At 70.3% G+C, this 19,437-nt stretch carries 21 protein-coding genes; 7 read left to right on the top strand and 14 right to left on the bottom strand.

Annotation, left to right across the window (positions count from 1 at the left end; all coding sequences use genetic code 11):
- Window positions 1-4 precede the first annotated feature (4 nt).
- Both QP089_RS08100 and QP089_RS08105 read left to right on the top strand, forming a co-directional pair.
- Entirely contained in the window at window positions 5-1,255 is a 1,251-nt protein-coding gene (locus QP089_RS08100) for a sensor histidine kinase (RefSeq protein WP_285910743.1), read from the top strand.
- The gene (locus QP089_RS08105) at window positions 1,252-1,944 is read left to right on the top strand and encodes a response regulator transcription factor (RefSeq protein ID WP_285910744.1); all 693 of its coding nucleotides are present in this window, start codon (window positions 1,252-1,254) and stop codon (window positions 1,942-1,944) included. The genes QP089_RS08100 and QP089_RS08105 overlap by 4 nt, the downstream gene beginning before the upstream one ends.
- A 53-nt stretch (window positions 1,945-1,997) precedes the next feature.
- Here the strand turns inward: QP089_RS08105 and QP089_RS08110 are convergent, their stop codons facing one another.
- Entirely contained in the window at window positions 1,998-3,740 is a 1,743-nt protein-coding gene (locus tag QP089_RS08110) for an AfsR/SARP family transcriptional regulator (protein WP_285910745.1), read from the bottom strand.
- Window positions 3,741-3,913: 173 nt separating this feature from the next.
- Here QP089_RS08110 and QP089_RS08115 point away from each other — a divergent pair, with 173 nt between their 5' ends.
- Complete coding sequence (locus QP089_RS08115) at window positions 3,914-4,681, top strand: hypothetical protein (RefSeq protein WP_285910746.1); 768 nt, start codon at window positions 3,914-3,916, stop codon at window positions 4,679-4,681.
- 70 nt (window positions 4,682-4,751) lie between these two features.
- Here QP089_RS08115 and QP089_RS08120 read toward each other — a convergent pair whose 3' ends face one another.
- Window positions 4,752-5,636: an alpha/beta fold hydrolase gene (locus QP089_RS08120; RefSeq protein ID WP_285910747.1), complete on the bottom strand. Its 885-nt coding sequence runs from the start codon at window positions 5,634-5,636 to the stop codon at window positions 4,752-4,754.
- Window positions 5,637-5,738: 102 nt separating this feature from the next.
- Complete coding sequence (locus tag QP089_RS08125) at window positions 5,739-6,287, bottom strand: RBBP9/YdeN family alpha/beta hydrolase (RefSeq protein ID WP_285910748.1); 549 nt, start codon at window positions 6,285-6,287, stop codon at window positions 5,739-5,741.
- A 123-nt stretch (window positions 6,288-6,410) separates the two neighbouring features.
- Here QP089_RS08125 and QP089_RS08130 point away from each other — a divergent pair, with 123 nt between their 5' ends.
- Complete coding sequence (locus QP089_RS08130) at window positions 6,411-6,866, top strand: Lrp/AsnC family transcriptional regulator (RefSeq protein ID WP_285910749.1); 456 nt, start codon at window positions 6,411-6,413, stop codon at window positions 6,864-6,866.
- A 47-nt stretch (window positions 6,867-6,913) separates the two neighbouring features.
- Here the strand turns inward: QP089_RS08130 and QP089_RS08135 are convergent, their stop codons facing one another.
- Window positions 6,914-7,453 (bottom strand): TetR/AcrR family transcriptional regulator, encoded by a 540-nt coding sequence (locus QP089_RS08135; RefSeq protein ID WP_285910750.1) that lies wholly within the window; start codon window positions 7,451-7,453, stop codon window positions 6,914-6,916.
- A 125-nt stretch (window positions 7,454-7,578) separates the two neighbouring features.
- Between QP089_RS08135 and QP089_RS08140 the strand changes: the two genes are divergently transcribed.
- Both QP089_RS08140 and QP089_RS08145 read left to right on the top strand, forming a co-directional pair.
- Window positions 7,579-8,460, top strand: a complete 882-nt coding sequence (locus tag QP089_RS08140; RefSeq protein WP_285910751.1) for an SDR family oxidoreductase — start codon at window positions 7,579-7,581, stop codon at window positions 8,458-8,460.
- A 157-nt stretch (window positions 8,461-8,617) separates the two neighbouring features.
- Window positions 8,618-8,830, top strand: coding sequence for a hypothetical protein (locus QP089_RS08145; RefSeq protein ID WP_285910752.1), 213 nt, complete (start codon window positions 8,618-8,620; stop codon window positions 8,828-8,830).
- A gap of 508 nt (window positions 8,831-9,338) precedes the next feature.
- Here QP089_RS08145 and QP089_RS08150 read toward each other — a convergent pair.
- A complete protein-coding gene (locus QP089_RS08150) occupies window positions 9,339-10,154 on the bottom strand; it encodes an alpha/beta fold hydrolase (RefSeq protein ID WP_285910753.1) in 816 nt (271 codons plus the stop codon).
- Between the two features lie 95 nt (window positions 10,155-10,249).
- Here QP089_RS08150 and QP089_RS08155 point away from each other — a divergent pair, with 95 nt between their 5' ends.
- Entirely contained in the window at window positions 10,250-11,203 is a 954-nt protein-coding gene (locus tag QP089_RS08155) for a GlxA family transcriptional regulator (RefSeq protein WP_285910754.1), read from the top strand.
- Window positions 11,204-11,241: 38 nt separating this feature from the next.
- Here QP089_RS08155 and QP089_RS08160 read toward each other — a convergent pair whose 3' ends face one another.
- From QP089_RS08160 to QP089_RS08200, 9 genes are all read right to left on the bottom strand, one after another.
- Window positions 11,242-12,054, bottom strand: coding sequence for an adenylate/guanylate cyclase domain-containing protein (locus QP089_RS08160; RefSeq protein WP_285910755.1), 813 nt, complete (start codon window positions 12,052-12,054; stop codon window positions 11,242-11,244).
- A gap of 127 nt (window positions 12,055-12,181) precedes the next feature.
- A complete protein-coding gene (locus tag QP089_RS08165; protein ID WP_285910756.1) occupies window positions 12,182-12,886 on the bottom strand; it encodes a class I SAM-dependent methyltransferase in 705 nt (234 codons plus the stop codon).
- A gap of 66 nt (window positions 12,887-12,952) precedes the next feature.
- On the bottom strand, window positions 12,953-14,002 hold the full coding sequence (locus QP089_RS08170) for an FAD-dependent monooxygenase (RefSeq protein ID WP_285910757.1): 1,050 nt from the start codon (window positions 14,000-14,002) through the stop codon (window positions 12,953-12,955).
- A 49-nt stretch (window positions 14,003-14,051) separates the two neighbouring features.
- Window positions 14,052-15,020, bottom strand: a complete 969-nt coding sequence (locus QP089_RS08175; RefSeq protein ID WP_285910758.1) for a fumarylacetoacetate hydrolase family protein — start codon at window positions 15,018-15,020, stop codon at window positions 14,052-14,054.
- 2 nt (window positions 15,021-15,022) lie between these two features.
- Window positions 15,023-15,952 (bottom strand): VOC family protein, encoded by a 930-nt coding sequence (locus QP089_RS08180; protein ID WP_285910759.1) that lies wholly within the window; start codon window positions 15,950-15,952, stop codon window positions 15,023-15,025.
- A 4-nt stretch (window positions 15,953-15,956) separates the two neighbouring features.
- The gene (locus QP089_RS08185; protein WP_285910760.1) at window positions 15,957-16,229 is read right to left on the bottom strand and encodes a hypothetical protein; all 273 of its coding nucleotides are present in this window, start codon (window positions 16,227-16,229) and stop codon (window positions 15,957-15,959) included.
- 16 nt (window positions 16,230-16,245) lie between these two features.
- Entirely contained in the window at window positions 16,246-16,785 is a 540-nt protein-coding gene (locus QP089_RS08190) for an aromatic-ring-hydroxylating dioxygenase subunit beta (RefSeq protein WP_285910761.1), read from the bottom strand.
- On the bottom strand, window positions 16,782-18,164 hold the full coding sequence (locus tag QP089_RS08195) for an aromatic ring-hydroxylating oxygenase subunit alpha (RefSeq protein ID WP_285910762.1): 1,383 nt from the start codon (window positions 18,162-18,164) through the stop codon (window positions 16,782-16,784). The genes QP089_RS08190 and QP089_RS08195 overlap by 4 nt, the downstream gene beginning before the upstream one ends.
- Window positions 18,161-19,429, bottom strand: coding sequence for an NAD(P)/FAD-dependent oxidoreductase (locus QP089_RS08200; RefSeq protein ID WP_285910763.1), 1,269 nt, complete (start codon window positions 19,427-19,429; stop codon window positions 18,161-18,163). The genes QP089_RS08195 and QP089_RS08200 overlap by 4 nt, the downstream gene beginning before the upstream one ends.
- Between the last annotated feature and the right edge of the window lie 8 nt (window positions 19,430-19,437).

A 19,437-nucleotide genomic window follows, 5' to 3' on the forward strand; every position in this document is an offset into this window, starting at 1 on the left:
GGCCATGACGAACCTGGGCGGCGGTGGCCCGCGACCGCGCGGCATGTGGTGGCGCGAAGGAGCGATCACGGCGATCGCGTTCGCGTTCTGCCTGCTCGGCGGCGCGCTGGAGGTCGACGACAAGTCGCTGTCACCACCGCCCGCCGCCGCCTATCTCATCGCCGTGGTGTCCTGTGCCGTGCTGCCGGCGCGGCACCGGGCGCCGCTGGCCGCCATGGCGGCCACGACCGCGTGCGGCATGCTGGTGCCGCCCCTGGACCTCCTGCTGAGCCCGCCCATCGTGGCCCCCGCCATGATCGTCGCGTACTCGCTCGCCGTGCGCACCGAACGGCGCGCGGCGAGCGCGGCGCTGCTCGTCTCGGCGGCGCTGCTGGTCGCCTCCAATCTCGTGGTCGCGTTCGGCGCCCTCTCCTGGCAGGACGTCAGCAGGATGGTGACGGTGGCCGCGTTCCCGCTGGTGGCGGGCATACTCGGGCACGCGACGCAGAACCGGCGGGCCTACCTGGCGGCCATGGAGGAGCGGGCCCGGCGGGCCGAGAAGAGCCGCGACAGCGAGGCGCGCCGGAGGGTGGCCGAGGAGCGGGTCCGCATCGCCCGGGAACTGCACGACCTCGTCGCCCACCAGATCACCCTCGCGAACGCCCAGGCCACGGTCGCCTCCCACCTCTTCGACATCCGCCCGGAGCAGACCCGCAAGAGCCTGAGGGAGCTCGTCGAGACCACCGGCCACGCGCTCGACGACCTGCGGGCGACGGTCGGCCTGCTGCGCCAGACCGGGGACGCGGCCGCGCCCGCCGAACCGGCGCCCGGGCTGTCCCGGCTTCCCACGCTCCTCGAATCCTTCCGCCGCGCGGGACTGGAGGTGTCGGTGCACCAGGAGGGCACGGCCAGGCCGCTGCCGCCGGGATTGGACCTCACCGCCTACCGCATCGTCCAGGAGGCCCTGACCAACGTGACCAAGCATGCCGGTACCGGCAGCGCCCGAGTGCGCCTCGCCTGGAACCGCGACCGCGTGACCATCACCGTCGCCGACGACGGAGGGGGCGCCCGTACGGCGTCGGCCGCCTCCGCGGTGCCCGACCGTCCGCCCGGTTACGGCCTGATCGGGATGCGTGAACGTGCCGCCGCGGTCGGCGGGCACCTCTCCGCGGGCAGGCGCCCGGAGGGCGGTTTCCTCGTCTCCACCGAGCTGCCCCTCCCGCCCGCCAAGGACACGCCGCGGACGGCCGGCGGAGAGGCCGGGGACGCGCCGTGACGCTCCGCGTGCTGCTCGCCGACGACCAGGCCCTGCTGCGCGGTGCCTTCCGGATGCTTCTCGACACCGCCGACGACATCACCGTGGTCGGCGAGGCCGCCGACGGCCGGGAGGCGGTGCGGCTCACCCGGGAGCTGCGCCCGGACGTGGTGATCATGGACATCCGCATGCCCGAGGTGGACGGCCTCACCGCGACCGCGGAGATCTGCGCGGACCCGGACCTGCGCGGCAGCCGCATCCTGATCCTCACCACGTACGAGACCGACGAGTACGTCGCCCAGGCGCTGCGCGCGGGCGCCGGCGGCTTCATCGGCAAGGGCATCGGGGCCGAGGACCTGCTGGACGCCGTGCGCACGATCGCCGACGGCGACACCCTGCTGTCCCCCGCCGCGACCCGTGCCCTGGTCGCCCGTTTCCTGGCCACACCGGACGTCACCCCGCCGCACCACGCCGAACGGCTCGCCACGCTCACCCCGCGCGAACGGGAGATGGTGGCCCTGGTCGCGACGGGCCTGTCCAACCAGGAGATCGCCGAGCGGGTGTTCCTCAGCCCCTTCACCGTCCGCGCCCACGTGCAACGCGCCATGACGAAGCTGGACGCCCGCGACCGGGCGCAGCTCGTCGTCATCGCCTACCAGACGGGCCTGGCCCACGCCGCCCCCGACGGCGACACCGACCACCTGCCGTAGTTGCACCCGAGACCAGCGTCGACACCGTTTCGGTCGCCACGGGCAGGACGGTGTTACGGGTTCGGCTCGGCCACGGGCATGGCGACGAGAACCTCGTTCAGGGCGCGGACGACCGGGGCGGGCAGCAGGCCCTGAACGATGAGGTCCTCGGGTGACGCGAAGCGGCGCGACTGCCGCGCCGTCACGATCAGCTTCGCGTGGTACGGGTCGACGCCCGGCAGGGATTCGAGGACGTGTTCCGGAACGGTGTTGACGTCCACCAGTCCCCCGTCGTCGAAGTCGCGAGGGAGGTCGGGGCGTCCGATGCCGAGTTCGCGGGCCATCGCCGGATGGTGCCGGAGCAGTGAACGCGCCTGCTCCCGGCATGTGCGGCGCTCGATGTAGTCGACCATCGCCGGGGCGGGGGGCTGCGGCGCGGCGGCCGGACGGCCCGGCCCGGCCGCGTCGGCGGTCAGGACGGCGACGTGGACCGCACCGCCGAACATGGTGACGAGCCACGCGCCCATCGCCACGCCGTCCAGCGCCGACACCGCGTCGGCGTCCTCGCTGGTGACGATCGCGAGGAAGACCGTGATCAGGAGGAGGTAGCCGGCCGCGGCCGCCCCGAGGGGCGCGCTCCGGCGCCGTCCCGCGAAGTAGGCGATCAGCGCCCAGGTGCAGATCCCGAACGTGACGACCGGGACGGCGCTCGCCACGAGCCGCAGCGGCCACGGGTGCCGGCGCGCCGGGCGGTGCACGGCGACGGCGCCGCCGTCGGGCGCCGGGACCGCCCAGCCCAGTTGGGGTGGTGCGGCCGGGATTGCGTCATCGGCCCACTGGGCGGCCGTGGCCGGTCCGGACAATCCCGCAAGGCCCGCCAGCTCCACATCTGCCGAGTCCTGCGTCTGTATCGGCGCCGCTGCGGCTGCCACGGGAATCACGTTCATATCGGACGCGGGGAGTTCCTTCGCATCCGGTGGGGCGAAGGCGTGCGGGACGACTTCGGGTGCGCGATCGCGCGGAACGGGCCCGGGAGGGAGATCACCGCGCAGGATGCTCAGGTGGAGGTGCTGTAAGCGTTCGCCGGGCTCGACCCCGAACTCCTCGGTGAGGAAGGTGCGGGCGTCTCGGTAGGCGGCCAGTGCCTCGGCCTGCCTGCCGGACCGGTAGAGGGCGAGCATCAGCAGAAAGCGCAGCCCCTCCCTGAGGGGAAAGTCCGTGACGAGCCGGTTCAGTTCCGGGACGAGTTCGGCGTGCCGTCCGAGGTCGAGGTCGATCTCGGCGGCGGCCTCGGCCGCCGCGGCGCGCTCGTCGGCGAGGCGTTCGCGTGCCGCCTCGAAGAAACGGCCCTGGATGTCGTGCAGGGCTTGGCCGTGCCAGAGGCCGAGCGCTTCGCACAGCAGTGCCCCCGCCTTTTCGATCTGACCCTGCGCGCGGACGGCCTTCGCCTCCCGGACGTCGTTGCGGAAGACCTCCGCGTCGAGAGCCCCGGGAGCGACATGGAGCGAATATCCGGCGCTCGTCAGGACGAGGAGGCGGCTCGGGGCACGCGGCGAACGGTCCGGTTCCAGCACGCGGCGCAGCCCCGCGACGTACTTCTGGACGACGTTCGCCCCGTTGTCGGGCGGCTCCTCACCCCAGACGGCGTCCACGATGGCCTTGGTCGAGACCGACCGGTTGGGTTCCAGCAGGAGGACGGCCAGCACCGCGCGCTGCTTGCCCGGCCCGAGGTCGAGTTCCTCCTCGCCCCGCCAGGCGCGGAGCCGCCCGAGGATTTCGAAACGCGGTGCCTGGACGGAAAGGGGATCGGCGGCCATGGACACCCCTCTTCTCACTCTCCCCTGCGGCCGTCCGCAGCGGTGGCGCAGCGGGGCCGCAGTCGTCCGGCAGTGCGTGCGGGGTAAGCCGAAGCATAACGACAGAGTTCTGGCATCGGCATTCCTCAGGCTGCTCGGTGAGACCTTTCGACCGACCTGAAAGAGGGGGACCGATGCGCATCCACAGTGTGCCGGTGCTGGTGATCGCGGCCGCGCTCGCGTTCATGCCCGTGACCGCCTGCGGACCGAGCGGGGACGACGGGGCGAAGAGGACGTCCGGAACGGCGAGCCCCGCGGCCACGGCCCGCACCGCCGCGCCGTCGCCCGCTCCGAGCGCGAACGGGGTGGAGAAGCTGCCTGCCACCGAGATCCTGAGCCGTGCCCGCAAGGCAATGGTGGCGGCGCGGAACGTCCGGCTGCACGGGACGTTCCAGGATGAGGGCAAGGCCATGGCGCTGGACTTCCGCTACGCGGGCCCGAAGCGCGCCGTCGGCGACGTGACGATGGGCGGCCAGCGGATCAGCCTCGTCCGCATCGGCCGGTCCATCTACCTCAAGGGCGACGACGCGTTCCTGAGGTCGGTCGGGGGCAAGGGAGCCGTCCAGCTGCTGGCCGGCAAGTACCTGAGGACGACCTCGAAGGACGAGGGCTTCGCCGAGCTGGCCGCGTTCAGCGACCCGGCGAAGTTCTTCCCGGAGCTGCTCACTCCCGACGGCACGGTGTCCAAGGGGAAGCAGGAGGTGATCGCGGGGACGCCCGCCATCGCGCTGGAGGACGGGACCGGGGGGAAGCTGTACGTGGCGACGCGGGGCGAGCCCCACGTCCTGCGCCTCGACGGCGGCCCGGGGAACCGCCTGGACTTCGACGGCTACGGCACGGCGGTCGCGATCACGACTCCGCCCGCCGCGCAGGTCGTCGACATCTCAGAACTGAAGCACTGACCCCGGGAACGCCCAGGCCCCGGCCGCACGCGAAACGCGGCCGGGGCCATGCCCCTGCGGGCGGCGGTGCTCAACCGCCGCCCGCAGGGACGAGGCCGTCGAGAAAGGTTCCGATCGCGACGGCGAGCTCGGCGGGTGCCTCCTCCGCCATGTGGTGACCGGAGTCGATGGGATGGCCGCGCAAGTCGGGTGCCCAGGCGCGCCAGATCTCGCGCGGGTCGCCGTACAGGTCCTCCAGATCGTCCTTCCGCGACCACAGGACGAGCGTGGGGCACTGGACGCGGCGTCCCGCCGCCCGGTCGGCCTCGTCGTGGCGCCGGTCGATGCCGAGTCCCGCCCGGTAGTCCTCCAGCATCCCGTGGACGGTCTCCGGATCGTGCAGCGCGTTCTGCAGGTCGGCCCACGCCTCGGGGGCCATGTGCTCCTCCGTCACGGTGTACCAGGCGTCCGGGTCGGCGTTGATGATCCGCTCGGCGGGCTTGTCGGACTGCCCGAAGAAGAACCAGTGCCACCAGGCGGCCGCGAACCGGGCGTCGCAGCGCTCCAGATGCTCGACGACGGGCAGGCCGTCCATCGCCACCAGCGCGGTGGCCTTCTCCGGGTGGTCCATCGCCGTCCGGAACGCCGCGAGGGCGCCACGGTCGTGGCCGGCCACCGCGAACCGGTCATGTCCGAGCGTGCGCATGAGCTCGACGAAGTCGCGCGCCATCGCGCGTTTGGCGTAGGGCGCGTGCTCGGCGTCCGTCGTCGGCTTCGACGACTCTCCGTATCCCCGCAGGTCCGGGCAGACGACGGTGTAGCGCTCGGCCAGGAGGGGCGCGACCTTGTGCCAGGTCGCGTGCGTCCGCGGATGCCCGTGCAACAGCAGCACGGCCGGACCTGCGCCGCCGTGCCGGACGCGCAGCTCGACCTCTCCCACATCGATCCGATCCAGCGTGAATCCATCGAAGAACATGGCCGCGCACTACCCGTGCACGCCCAGGGAAATCCCGCCGACATAGCCACCGAGACGGTTGCCCCGTGCAGACGCACCCGCGCTTCCCTACGCGGTGGTTGATCACTGGCGGGTCAGCGAGTCCAGTAGCTCGCGGCCCTGCTGCCACGAGCCCAGGCCGCTGGCGGAGTTGATGTGTCCGCATGCACCGGCCAGGTGCCATCGCGCCTCCCACTTCGCCGCGAAGCCTGCTGCTGCCTCTGGCGTGCAGTACGGGTCGTTGGCGCTGCCCACCACCAGGGCCGGGCACGGCAACGGCCGCGCCGACACGTCGACGAAGGTCACGGCCGCCTGGCGTGGGAACGCCGGCCCGTGCGGGTCAGGCGGCGCGACCAGGAATGCGCCGCCCACCGGGCTGGAAGGGTTCCTGTTCAGCCAGGTGGACGCAGCCCAGCAGCCCAAACTGTGGGCGACGAGCACAACGCGGCCGTGCCGCCGGGAAGCATCGTCGTAGGCCTCCTGGACGGCACCGACCCAGTCCTCCAGATCGGGGGCGGCCCAGGAGGCCGGGGCGATCCTCACCGCCGAGGCGCCCCACTGCCGCTCCCACAAGGTCTGCCAGTGCTGCCCGTCCGAGCCGTCGATGCCCGGGATGATGACGTACGCGACCACTGCTCACCACCGTTTCACTCGTCGCTCCCTAGGATCACGGGAGCGCCTGGCGAAGATTCTGTTGGATGCATCAGGGCCGCGGCGGTGACGCAAGTGATCTCAAAGAAGATGGTGCGGACGACAATGGAACCACTCGACCACATAGACCGGGACATACTCGCCCTGCTCCAGACCGACGGCCGGCTGACCGGCGCGGAGATCGGCCGCCGGGTCGGCCTCTCGCAGCCCGCAGCCAGCGCGCGCATCCAACGGCTGGAGAAGAAGGGCGTCATCACCGGCTACCGGGCCGTGGTCGACCCGCTGGCCCTCGGCCTGAACATTCACGCGGTCATCAGGCTGCGCACCACGCACGCCCAGCTCTCACGCGCCCTGGACTTCGCGTCCCGAACCCCCGAGATCGCCTCCACCCTCCGCGTCACCGGAGAGGACTGCCTCATCTTCGACGTCCACTGCCCGCAGGCAGGACGACTCGAAGAAGTCGTCGACGCACTCGCCCGTTACGGCCCCGTCATCACGTCCCTCGTGCTCCACGCCTACCCCCCGAAGCCGCTGACCGACGCCGCATCAACAACGTCATGACCCGCCGCCCATCCAGGCACGCGGCCCGAACAAAGCAGAGCGCACCATCAGCCCAGCGACGCGGTCGCCTCGCGTAGGTCTTCCAAGGCTGCCAGCGCGTGAGGCGCGAGCCCTTCAGCGTCGTCACGATCACCTTCGCACCACCGGGCGTAGCCCCGCTTGAACGCGAGGACTCCCAGCTCGCCCGCGAGATCCGCGGTCGGCTCCGGGACGCCGCGGGCGACGAGCGCGTCTGTCATGGCGGCAGCGAGACCGACGCTCTTGAGGGCGTCGCGTTCCTGAAGTTCGGTGCTGGCTGCCACGGCGGCTTCGAGGCGGGGGCCGAGTTCACGGTTCGCCGGGCCCATGGCGCTCGATGCGCGCTCGAGACCGGCCGCCACCGCCTGGAGCGGGGTGGCACTCGCCGGCGCCTCGGCGATGCCGTCGGCCAGCAGCCTGCTGAGCGTCTCCTGACCGGCGACCAGGATCTCGCGCTTGTCGGAGAAGTGCCGGAAGAAGGTGCTCTTGGTGACGCCGGCGCGCTCGGCGATCTGCGTCACGGTGGTGGCGTCGTAGCCCTGCTCGGTGAACAGGTCGACGGCCGCCACGATCAGTCGCTGGGGCGCTCCCGGTTGCCATCTGGCCATGGGACCAGGATAGGTGATGGGACTGTTGTCCCGTCACCGTGTAGGGTCGGTGATGGGACAAAGGTCCCATCACTGAGGGGAGACCCATGCACGTCTTCATCACCGGCGGCACCGGCACCATCGGCTCCGCCGTCGTCTCCGAACTGCTCGGCAACGGCCACACCGTCCTTGCACTGGCCCGCTCGGACGGCTCCGCGAAGGCCCTTGAAAGCGCCGGCGCCGAGGCGCTGCGAGGAGATCTGGCGGACCTCGACGTCCTGCGATCGGGCGCCGCACAGTGCGACGGCGTGATCAGCCTGGCGTTCGGACGCGACTACAGCAGCCCGGACGCGCTCGCGCAGGCCATCACCGAGGAGAGCGCCGCTCTCGCCGCACTCGGGCAGGAACTCCTTGGAAGCGACCGCCCGATCGTCACCGTCTCGGGCACGCCCTGGGTGCCGGGACGCGCCTCCACCGAGGCCGATCCGCTGCCGACCGACGGGCCGGTGGGCGGTCGGGGCCGTTCGGTCACGGCGCTACTGGATCTCGCCTCGCGCGGTCTGCGCAGCATGGCCGTTCGCATGCCGCGCACGGTCCACAACGAGGGCCAAGGCGGATTCGCCGGCTTGTTGGTCGAAGCAGCGCGCCGCACCGGGGTGTCCGGATACCCGGGCGACGGCGCCCAGCGCTGGCCGGCCGTGCACGCGCTCGACGCGGCGGTCTTGTTCCGTCTGGTCCTTGAGTCGGCACCGGCCGGGACGTCCTGGCACGCCGTCGCCGACGAGGGCGACGCGGTACGGGACATCGCGACGGTCATCGGCCGGCGACTCGGCCTGCCGGTCGAGCAGGTTCCGCAGGAGACCTTCGGCCCGTTCGGCCCGATCTTCGCCATGGACCAGCCGTCGTCCAGCGCCCACACCCGCGACGCCCTCGGCTGGCAGCCCACCCACCCCAGCCTCCTCGAGGACCTGGAGAACATCCAGCCCTGACGCACGAGGACTGTCGTCGGTTGGACTCTCAAGACGGTGAGCTCACGATCAACTCACCCGATTGAGGTTGGGGGCTGGCCTTGACGGACGTAGGCCCGCGGCTGCTTCTGCTGGCCGCGAGCCTACGTTCTGATAATCAGTCGATACTCTGCTTCGCATGAACCCAGAGGAAGCGGACGCCAAGGTCGAACTCGCCGAGACGAGGTACCTGAAGGCCAAGAAGGAAGTAGACGCCCTCCTCGAAGACCTCTTCAGCGCCTACGCCGACGCCGCCAACGCCGGCCGCACCGCCGACCAGCTGGCCAAACCCGAAACCTTCACCGCCGACTACATCCAGAAGAAGCTTAGCGAACGCGGCATCAAAGCTTGAAGGAAGTTCGAAAGCCGCGCAGCAACTAGAGGGCATCCAATGACCGAATTGCGGTCACCTACACCTCTGACAGAGGGCGCTATGTCATGGTGTCCGGCATGAGAACCCTTCCTCTCTGGATCGGCGGTGCTCTCCTGGCCGCCGGGCTCATCATCGGATTCGCCCCCTTGAAGAGCAGCGGGAATTCCTGCGGATCGGCTTACGCCCCCGATAGTTCCAGCGGGGTCCTTCAACCGTCTGGCGATTGCGACGCAGTGACGTCGTTGGCACGCGCCCCGGCGCTCGCGTTCACGGCTGTGGGCGGAACGATCCTCGTGATCGGATTGGTTCTCGTCCCGGATCGGACTGGGCCGGAAGAGGACCCCGTGCCGGACCGTCCGGCTGGACAGTCACACCGGCACGCCGGCGATGACGAAAGCGTGCAGACCAACGAAGCAACCAGTTAAGTGTTGCCAGTCCTGCGGTGCCGTGGATCGGCCGGGTGCCACCTTCTACCGCCGCGACCCCTCTATGGCGTGAAGAAGTCGATGAGGGCGCGGGCTATCTGGTCGGGGGCGTTCTCCGTGGGGATGTGGTCGGCTTCCGGGATTCGGATGAGCGTGGTTTGCGGGATCTCCGAGGCGAATTTCTCGGCGTACTGCACCTTCTCGAAGCCGTCGTCCTCACCCCAGATCAGCAGCTTGGGAATGGTCGACCGTTGTAGCGCGGGGACGAGGTCAAGGGTGTAGCGACTGTCGGCCGCGCCCGCCATGGCCCGCCAGGAGCGGCGGACCCGTGGATCGTTCCACGGGTCCACGTATTCGGCGATCAGCTGCTCGGTGGCGGCACCGGCCAGCGCCGCCGCCACGGCCTTCCGGCGGGCGGTGAGGAGGTCGTCGGCGGTGGTCGCCGCGGCGGCCTCCGGCTCCCGGAACCGGGCCACGTGGGGCGCCGGCCAGGAGTCGTAGAGGACCGAGTTGACCAGGGCCAGCCGGCGTATCTCCATCCGATCGTGGGCGAGGAGATGCTGGGCGATGGCGCCGCCGATGTCGTGCCCTGCCACGGCGATCGGCCCGGAGATCCTCAGCGCGGACGCGAAGCGCACCACCCAATCCGCGAGGGCCGGGACCGTGGCCGTTTCCAGGGTGAGCTCGCCTCCCGAGCGCCCCAGTCCGGGGAGGTCGACCGCGATGGGCCGAAGCCCCGCCTCCGCGAGGCGGCCCAGCACCGGGAGCCACACCCGGCTCCAGTACGTTCCGTGCAGCAGCAGCACGACCGGGCCGTCCTGCCCTGCGGTCAGGTAGCTGGCCGTCTCGCCGTCGACCTGGACCGCGGTCCTCAGCACGCCCCTTCCAGTGGTTCCACTCATGGGACCACTGTGACCGGGGTCGGCCCTCGAGGCCGAGAGTCCGAAAAGACATCTATGGGTATGTTCCTGCCATGGACCGTCATCGGGTGGTGGCCCTGCTCAACCCGCCCCAGTCACCCTTCGAACTCGCCTGTGCCGCCGAGGTGTTCGGCACCGTCCGGCAGGACGCGCCGGCTCCCTACACCTTCCGGATCTGCGCCGAGCGCGCCGGTCCTCTGCGGACCACCGTCGGCTACACGATGCTCGTCGACGCGGGTCTTGAGGCCCTGCAGGAGGCGGACACCGTGATCATTCCCGGGTGGCAGCCGGCCGGCGCACCGGCGCCGCCGGCCGTCGTCGAGGCACTGCGGGACGCCCATCAGCGCGGGGCGAGGGTCGTCGCCATCTGCACGGCGGCCTTCGTCCTCGCCCAGGCCGGACTGCTCGACGGCCGCCGCGCCACCACGCACTGGCGCCACACCGCCCAACTCGCGGCCGCCTTCCCCAAGGTGCAGGTGGACCCGGACGTGCTTTACGTCGACCACGGCGACGTCGCGACCAGCGCCGGAACCGGTGCGGGCATCGACCTGTGCCTGCACCTGGTGCGTTCCGACCACGGCGCGGCATACGCCGCCCAGATCGCCCGGAACATGGTGCTGCCGCCGCACCGGGAGGGCAGCCAACTCCAGTACGCCGCGCAGCCCGCTCCGTCCAGGCCGGACGAGTCGTTGGCGCCGACGCTGGAGTGGGCCACCACGCAGCTCGACGCCCGGCTGACCGTCGACCGGCTCGCCGAACGCGCCGGGCTGTCCAGCCGGACTCTCGCACGGCGGTTCACCGAGCAGCTCGGCACCAGCCCGGGACGGTGGCTGCTCGGCCAGCGCCTCGACGCGGCACGGGTGCTGCTGGAACAGACCGACCTTCCGGTGGAGGCCATCGCCACCCGCGTCGGACTCGCCTCGGCGGTCAATCTGCGCCGCCGCTTCCGAGATCACCTCGGCACCACCCCCGGCGCCTACCGACGAACCTTCAGCGAGACCCGGTAGCCGAAGCTCGAGTCGGCACGCCGCGCGGGGACGGTTGATCAGGCAGGGTCGGGCTGGCGCGCCGGCGGCTGGACGGGGTGGAGCGTGTGTTCGCCGTTGAGCCCCTTGAGCGTGACCTGGCGCGGTCGTGAGAGCCGGAACCGCGCCGGGTCGGGCAGGGCGCCGAGGGTCTCGTCGCTGATGAGGATCTCGCCGCCGTCGGCCTGTGCCGCGACGCGGGCGGCCATGGCCACGGCGCGGCCGAAGTAGTCGCCGTCGCGGGAGACCGCTTCGCCGCGGTGCACGCCGATGCGCACGGTGACGCGTGCGGTGCGGGACACCTTGCGGCGCCGTCGGCCGAGCACGTTCTGGATCGCGACGGCCGCGCCGATCGCCTCCTCGGGATCGCTGAACGCGATCATGAAGCCGTCGCCCTGGGACTTGACGACGTGGCCCCCGCGCGCGGTGACCTGCCTGCGGACGAGGCGGTCGTGCGCCTTGAGGATCCGCACCCACGCCTTGTCGCCGAGCTTCTCGTTCAACGACGTGGAGTCGACGATGTCGGTGAACATGAAGGTGATGGTGCCGTCGGCGCCGGTGACGCGGACGAGTTCCGCCCGATCCTCCGCGGCCCATCTGGCCAGGTCGTCGAGGGAGCTCATCAGCATCCCGCCGACCCCGTGCCGCCGCAACCGTGACGCGGTGCTCACCGCGGCCTTGACCGCCCGGTGCGTTCCCTGCAGGAGGCCGGAGTCGGGACGCGGCCGGGTCGAGGCGCGCAACTGTTCGTACCGGCGGCGCTCGCGTACCAGCAGCACCGACAGCACGGTCACAGCCGCCAGAGCGATGACGGCCACCGCTGATGTGACCAACAGCCAGACGATGATGACAGCTCCCTCTTCTGGCCGGACCGAGAGGCACGGCGAGGCCGGAGACGATGCTCTACCGGACAGTAACTTACTGCGAGTAGAGCGGAAGCGCGAGCATCCCGGACGCGCCCTAGCTCTCCGAGCCCGTGGCCGGCGGCGGTACCTCGACGACGAAGAAGAGGAAGCAGGGCCTGGACGAAAGGCCATGGAAGTCGTCGGGGAACAGTTCACGGGCGGCCGGGTCGGGTTGCGGCTCGCTGATGGCGGAAAGGCGGAAACCGGCGGCGGCGAAGGCATCGGTCATCGCATGCAACGGCTTGCGCCAGAACCTCATCGGGATGGCTTGCCCGCTGAACGACCATTTGAAGGTGTAACTGGTGGTCGCGAAATAATCGGGCCGAGGATCCTGGAAGGTGTAGGCCACGAAAGGATGGTCCACCGACGCGATCAGCCTGCCGCCGGGCCTGAGCACCCGCCGCAACTCGGACAGCGCCGGCCCCCAGTCCTCCAGGTAGTGCAGCACCAGCGACGCGACCACGTCGTCGAACGCACCGTCGTCGAACGGCAGCCGGTCGTTCAGGTCGACCAGGTGCAGGACCGCGTCGTCGCCGAGTCGCCGCCGCGCCAACGCCAGCATCCCGGCGCTGGCGTCGATACCGGTGACGGCCGCACCGCGGTCGCGCAGTGCGGCCGACAGGGCACCCGAGCCGCAACCGGCGTCCAGGATTTGACGGCCGGCCACGTCTCCGGCGAGGGCCAGCATTGCGGGCCGCTCGTAGTACGCGTTTACGAGGCTGTTCTCGTTCTCCGCCGAGTACGCCTCGGCGAAGTTCACATGATCCGCCGGACGGCTCCTATGGACGGTCGCTCATGGCGACGGCGATGCGGCCCATGAGGCCGGCTATGTCGGCGTCCGGTCCCGGGTGCATCTCCCAGCGGGCGATCTGGACGGATCCTTCGACGACGGTCCGGGCCCGGTCGAAGCGGCGTTCCATGAACGCGTCGAACAGCGCCTGGTCCACCGTGCCTCGGTCGCGGAGCAGTTCGGAGAACACCAGGGCGTCCTCCAGGCACTGGGCCGCGCCCTGGGCGAGGGTCGGGGGCAGGCGTGCGCGGCGTCCCCCATGATGATCACGTTGCCCCGGTTCCAGGGGCGCTCGACCAGGAGCGACTCGAACCACGTGTAGTGGATGGGGGCGGAGCCGGTGATGTCCTGCTTGATGTCGTCCCAGGGACCGCCGTAAGGCTCGGCGAGTTCGCGCATGGCGGTGGCGTACTCGGCGGGCGAGAGGGACGTCCTGTCCTGGGCCTCCTCCAGCAGGTAGGCATAGATGGTGTCCTCGCTGGTGGGGCAGTAGCCGGCGAGGTAGCAGGGTCCGCCGAGGACGAACTCGGTGCGCTCGATGCTCTTGGGACGGCGGGCGTGCACCCGCCAGGCCCCGATCCCGACCGGCTGCGGAACGGTGTCGATGCCCAGCATCGCGCGGACGGATGAGTTGATGCCGTCCGCGCCGACCACCAGGTCGTAGTCGCCGGTGGTGCCGTCGGAGAAGCGGACCGGGTCGACCGAGGTCACCGTGGTGCCGAGCATGAGGCGCGCACCGGCGCGTTCGGCGGCGTCGACCAGGATCGCGCACAGGTCCGGACGGAACATGCCGAGGGTGGCGGGCAGGTCGGGCCCGCCTGACTTGATGTCGTCGTGCTCGGCGAGGAGCCTGCCGTCGACCGCGCGTATGGCGACCGAGTCGAAGGCGTAGCCCTTGGACCGGACCTCGTCCCAAACGCCCAGTTCGCGCAGGACGCGCAGCGCGTTGCCCTGCAGCGTGATGCCCGAGCCGAGCACGCTCCACTCCGGACGGCGTTCGGCCACGTCGACCGTCATCCCGGCGCGCGCGAGCAGGGCCGCCAGGCTCGTTCCGGTGATGCCGCCGCCGACGATGAGAACTCTCATGATGCCTCGCTGTTCGCTGACGAAAGGGGTGGGAGAGGCGAGGGGCCGGTCAGGCGGTCACGCAGCGGTTGCGCTGGGCGCCGACGCCGGTGGTGGCCGCCTCGATGACATCGCCCGGGCGGAGGAAGCGGTTCCAGTGCCCGCCGTTGCCGCGCGGGCTTCCGGTGAGGATCAGATCGCCGGGGAACAGGGGAACCGACGCCGATGCCTCGGACACCAGGCGCGCCACGTCGTGGACCATGTCCGCCGGGGTGTCGTCCTGCATGACCTGCCCGTTCAGCGACATGGTGAGCCGCAGGCCAGCGGGGTCGCCGAGCACATGGGCCGGGACGATGAAGGGGCCGGTCGGCAGGAACGTCGGCTGGTTCTTGGCCCGCAACCAGTCTCCGCCGAGTGCGCGGTGCTCGGGCGAGAACTGCCAGTCACGCGCGCTGATGTCGTTGCAGACGGTATAGGCGGCGACGTAGTCGAGCGCCTCCTCGACGGGCACGTGCCGTGCTGGACGGCCGATCACCGCGGTGAGTTCGACTTCCCAGTCCGGCTGGGACGTGCCCTGCGGCAGGACGACGTCGTCATAGGGACCGCACATGGCGGCGGGAAGCCCGATGAACAGGAAAGGACGTCCTTCCGCCATCCGCCGGATCTCGACCCGGGCCGCCTCGGCCGCTTCACTCTCGGCCATTCCCTCGGCCGTGAATTTCGCGGAGGCCATCTCGAAAAGATGGGCCCGGTAATTGGCGCCGGCCTGGATGATCTGCCGTGGCTTCAACGGCGGGAGCACACGCAACGTCGAAAGGTCGAGCCATCCGTCCTCATCGCCGGACGTGCCCGAGAGTTCGCCGAGCCTGGGGAGCACGGAGTCCCATTGTTCGAGGAGCCCGCGCACGGTGACGGGATGGCCGCCGAGGATCTCGTCGTCCAAGGGCCGCACCCGCTCCCCCGCGACCAGGCCGGCGAACTCGTCGCCGCCCTCGGTCGCGAAGGTGCCCAGCGCGAACCAGGCGTCCTCCTGCGGCACCGTCAGCTCTCCTTGTAGGGGCGGACGGTCTCGTTGGGCTGCATGGTGAAGTGATGGCCCCACATCTCGGGCCTCTTGCCCTTGCGGAAGTCCACGTACTCCACGGATCGCGGGTCGGACTCCTTGATGGGCAGCCCGTCCCAGCCGTATTCGATGAAGAACCCGGCCGGAGTGTGGATGTAGTAGGACACGGTCTGGTCACCGACATGGCGTCCCAGCTTCATCAGCATGTCGGTGTTCTCGTCTCCCCCGAGCACGTCGTAGTACGAGTAGCCGACGTCGTCCAGCGACCGGCATTCGATGTAGACGTGGTGCAGCCCGAGCATGCCCGGCATTTCCAGGAAGGCCACGTTGTGGTGGCGCGGGTTGGCCCGCAGGAACCACATCTCTCCGAGCGGCTCGTTGAGCCGGACGATGTCGCTGGGCTTGAATCCCAGGACGTCGATGTGGAAGTCCACCGCCTTGCGCACGTCCGGGACGACGAACACGATGTGCCCGAGACCCTGCTCACCGGTGACGAAACCCTGATGGGGCCGCGGCGGATCCCAGACCTTGTAGTCGGCGGACTGGTAGCAGTACGCCTCGTACGGCTGCCCGAAGGGATCCTCGAAGGTCACCAGGTCCAGCACGCCACGCGATTCGGCGAGCTCGCGCGAAGCCCGCTGCGGATTGGCTCCGGCCTTTTCGAGCTTGGCGACCAGCGATTCCAGGTCCCTGTGGGACAGGACCTCCCAGCCGACATAGGCGAGTTCGTGCTGGTCACCGGGGTGGATCGACAGGCGGTAGTCGAAGTCGTCCAGCTTGACCCGGACGGCGCCGTCGTCACCGTCGGGGCCCAGCATGCAGGCGAACACCTCGGGCGCCCACGTACGCCACTGCTCATAGGAAGGCGACCTGACGCCGACGTACCCCAGCTTGGCGATCTCTTGCATTTCTTCACCCTTCTTTTTCGGTCGAGATGGGCTGGCCGTCTCCGGAGCGTTCCTCGTCCAGCGAGGCGACCAGATGCGACAGTTCCTCCGGCGTGAAGCACGTCAAGGCGTCGAGCACGACGGGATCCAGCAGGACCCGCCGGCGGCGTTTCGGCGACTCCAACAGCAGCCGCTCGCCGTTGCCGGTCAACACTCGGGTGAACGTGATGAAGGCGAACTCGTTCGACACGCTCTGGACCGGTCCGAGCGATCGCTGTTCGTCGTCGCTGGTGCTCACTGTTCAGTTGCCCCTTTCAGAACAGGAACGACAGAACCGCTCCGGGAAGTACGGCGTGGTTGAGGTACACGGTGCGCTGGGCAAGCCGGAAGTCATCGCCTTCCTTGCGCAGGACGTCGTGGCGCTCGCCCGCCCACAGTTCCGGGGTGAAACGGAGGCGCTCCCGGTGGAGGTGAAAGGCACTACGGACGTTGACATGCGCCTCATCGGCGCCAGGAGTGACCACGATCCCCGTGACGACGCGCCGTAGCCGCGACGGCGGGTCCTCGGCCCAGGCGTGCTCGCCGTCGAGCCGGTCGATGCGCATTTTCAGGGTGAACCAGTTGTCGTACATGTGGTACGAACCGTCGGGGTAGTCCGGGAGGTTGCTGGTGAATTCGCGTGGAACGAGCACCGGTACCTGATAGACGACGTCCTGAGCAAGGAGGTCGTGCCATTCGTGGAGCCGGCGCATGTCGTCCAAGAGCATCGACTCGTAGTCCAACCAGGAGCGCACGGCCGTTTCGGTCTCCGGCGAGACCCGGGCTCGGTCCGTCCGGTGTGCGGGCGTCGTCATCGGTCCTCCTCGCACCGGTCCGGGCCGGCCGAGCCGACGTCGGCCGCGTTCATCTGGTCGAGCCAGTGGCGCTGGAAGGCGCGAATGTTTCCCTCGGTGAAGGCGGAGTCGTAGGATTCGCCCGGTCCTGGATGGTCCTCGATGGGACCGCCCCTGCTCATGCCGGGTAGACCGGCCTGATAGTTGAGCCCCATTTCGCGGTCGCGGGCGAACCGGCTGCGGCCGACGCGGGAGGGCGCGTTCCAGAGAGTGAAGTCGTCCTGTTCGAGGATGCCGGGGGCGTTGAGGACGAAAAGGCCGTCCCGGTACGACTTCGTCCTATATTCTTCGGGCTCGGCCACGTGGAACACGAGCCATGACAGAACCTCGGTCTTGGTCGCACCGCGCGGCTGGTACAGCCGCAGTTGGGTGTGGACCATGACCTGCTGGGAGACGGGGTCGAAGGAGAACCCGCGGAAGAAGCCGAAATTGGGAAAGACCAGCCCGGCCAGCGGCATGCGTTCCGCGTTGAACCGCTGCTGATCGGCCGTCAGTTCCCCCTGGTCGAACAGATCCCATACCTGCTTCGGGTATCCCCACGGCGCTTCGACCGGCAGGCCGCTGCGTTCGAGATTCCATGCGAAGGTCGCATGCCCCTTCCCGGGGCTGAACATCGAGTACATCTCCTGCTCGCGCAGCAGCTGCTTGGAGATCCCGAGGTCTTCGAGGCTCTTGTGGGTGTGCGCCACGTGCAGCGCGTCACCGCAGTAGTTCTCGGCGCCCGTCTTCCAGTTCGCTTCCAGGAGGGCGCGCTCCGGCTCGCCCATGACGATCATGCCCCGCGAGTCCAGGCCGAACACGGCCTCCAGGTACCAGGCCATGTCGCCCAGGTATTCGTCGAAAGGCGGGGCGGCGGGGTCGGGGCTGGCAAAGACCAGGCCCCATTTCACCGCGACATGCGGGGCCGCGAGCAGTCCCCAATTGGCGGTGTCGAGATTCTTGTACACCAGCGTCTTCCGCGGCGCCGACGCCCAGGTCCCGTCATTGCGGTAGGTCCAGCCGTGGTAGGGGCAGCGAAAATGGGAGCTGTTGCCCTTGGCGCCGCGGCAGACGGGCGCGCCCCGGTGACGGCAGGCGTTGTAGAGCACGTGGATCCGGCCGTCCTCGTCGCGGGTGACGATGACCTCGTCCTCGCCGAGGTGGCGCAGCACGTAGTCGCCGGGTTCGGCGATCTCGCTCTCGTGCGCTACGAACAGCCAGGACTTGGCGAAGACGCGGTCCAGTTCGGCCTGGTAGACGGCGTCGTCGGCGAACGCCTCGACGGGGAAGGTGCCATGGGCCGCGCCGGAGGCCGCCGTGGCCAGTACGGCTTGGACCCGGTCGGACGAGGTGAGCGTCATGTGCTCTCCAAGGGGTGGTGGGAATTCTCGGTGGCGCGCCGGTGCGGCGGGCCGGTGAGCAGGTGGAGTGCGGTGGCCGGGTCGGCGCGTCCCGCCACCTGCCGTGCGAGCCGTGCCGACCAGCCGGCGGCCCCGATCGTGAGCGCCCCGGTCAGGGCGCCGTCACGGGAGTACAGCGCCGCGAGGCGCGCGCCGTCCCGGTGGACGGCGTGGACCGTGTCGCCCGGCTGCAGATGACCGTGGAACTGGATCTTCGTGCCCGCCTGGTCGGACCAGAAGTAGGGGACGAACGCGGCGGACGCGGCGCCGTCCCCGCAGATCGCCGCCGCGATGACCTCGGCGTGCCGCAGCGCCGCCTGGCGGTGCTCCACGCGCATCGAACGGCCGAACAGGGGGTTGTGCCAGCGGCAGACGTCCCCGGCGGCGAACACCCGCGGGTCCGACACCGATCGGCAGGCGGCGTCGCAGACCACGCCGTCGCTGATGTCCAGTCCGCTGTCGCGCAGCCAGGAGGTCGCGGGGGCCGCGCCCGCTCCCACGACGAGGAGGTCCGTGTCGATCACCGTCGCGTCGTCGAGGACGATGCGTTCCACCCGGCCGTCGCCTTCGACCGCGACGACCGTGCGACCGGTGCGCATGTCGATGCCCTGCTGCCGGTGGATCGCTGCCACGGCGCGGCCGACCTGTTCCCCGAACCGGTGCAACGGGGTGGGTGCGCCTTCCACGACGATCGGGGTGCGTCCCAGCGTGGCGGCGGCGGTGGCGACCTCCAGCCCGATGAAGCCGCCGCCGAGCATCACCGGACGTCTCGCCCGCCGCAGAGCCGCGTGCAAGGCCACGGCGTCGTCCCATGTGCGCAGTGCCACGATCCCGGCCAGCGGCGGCAGGGACGAGGGCCGGCGTGGCGCCGCTCCGGTGGCCAGGACCACCCGGTCGAACGCTTCCGCCGTGCCGTCTTCGAGGAGGACGCGGCCACCGTCGAGGTCGAGGCCGCATGCCCGAACGCCCAAGCGCGTCCGCACGCCAAGGTCGACCAACTCGCCGTCGCCCGCCAGCGCGATGGCGGCCGCGCTGGCATCGGAGACGGCATCTCCGAGCAGGATCTGCTTGGACAACGGCGGCCTGTCATACGGGTGGCGGGCCTCCGCACCGATCAGGACCAACTCGCCCCTGTGCCCGGCCAGGCGCAGGGCCCGCACCGCACTGAGCCCGGCCAGGGACGCTCCGACCACGACGACACGGGACGCTGCGCCGTCCGTCGACACGTGCGGCA

This window comes from Actinomadura opuntiae, from assembly GCF_030283205.1.
Lineage (GTDB): Bacteria > Actinomycetota > Actinomycetes > Streptosporangiales > Streptosporangiaceae > Spirillospora.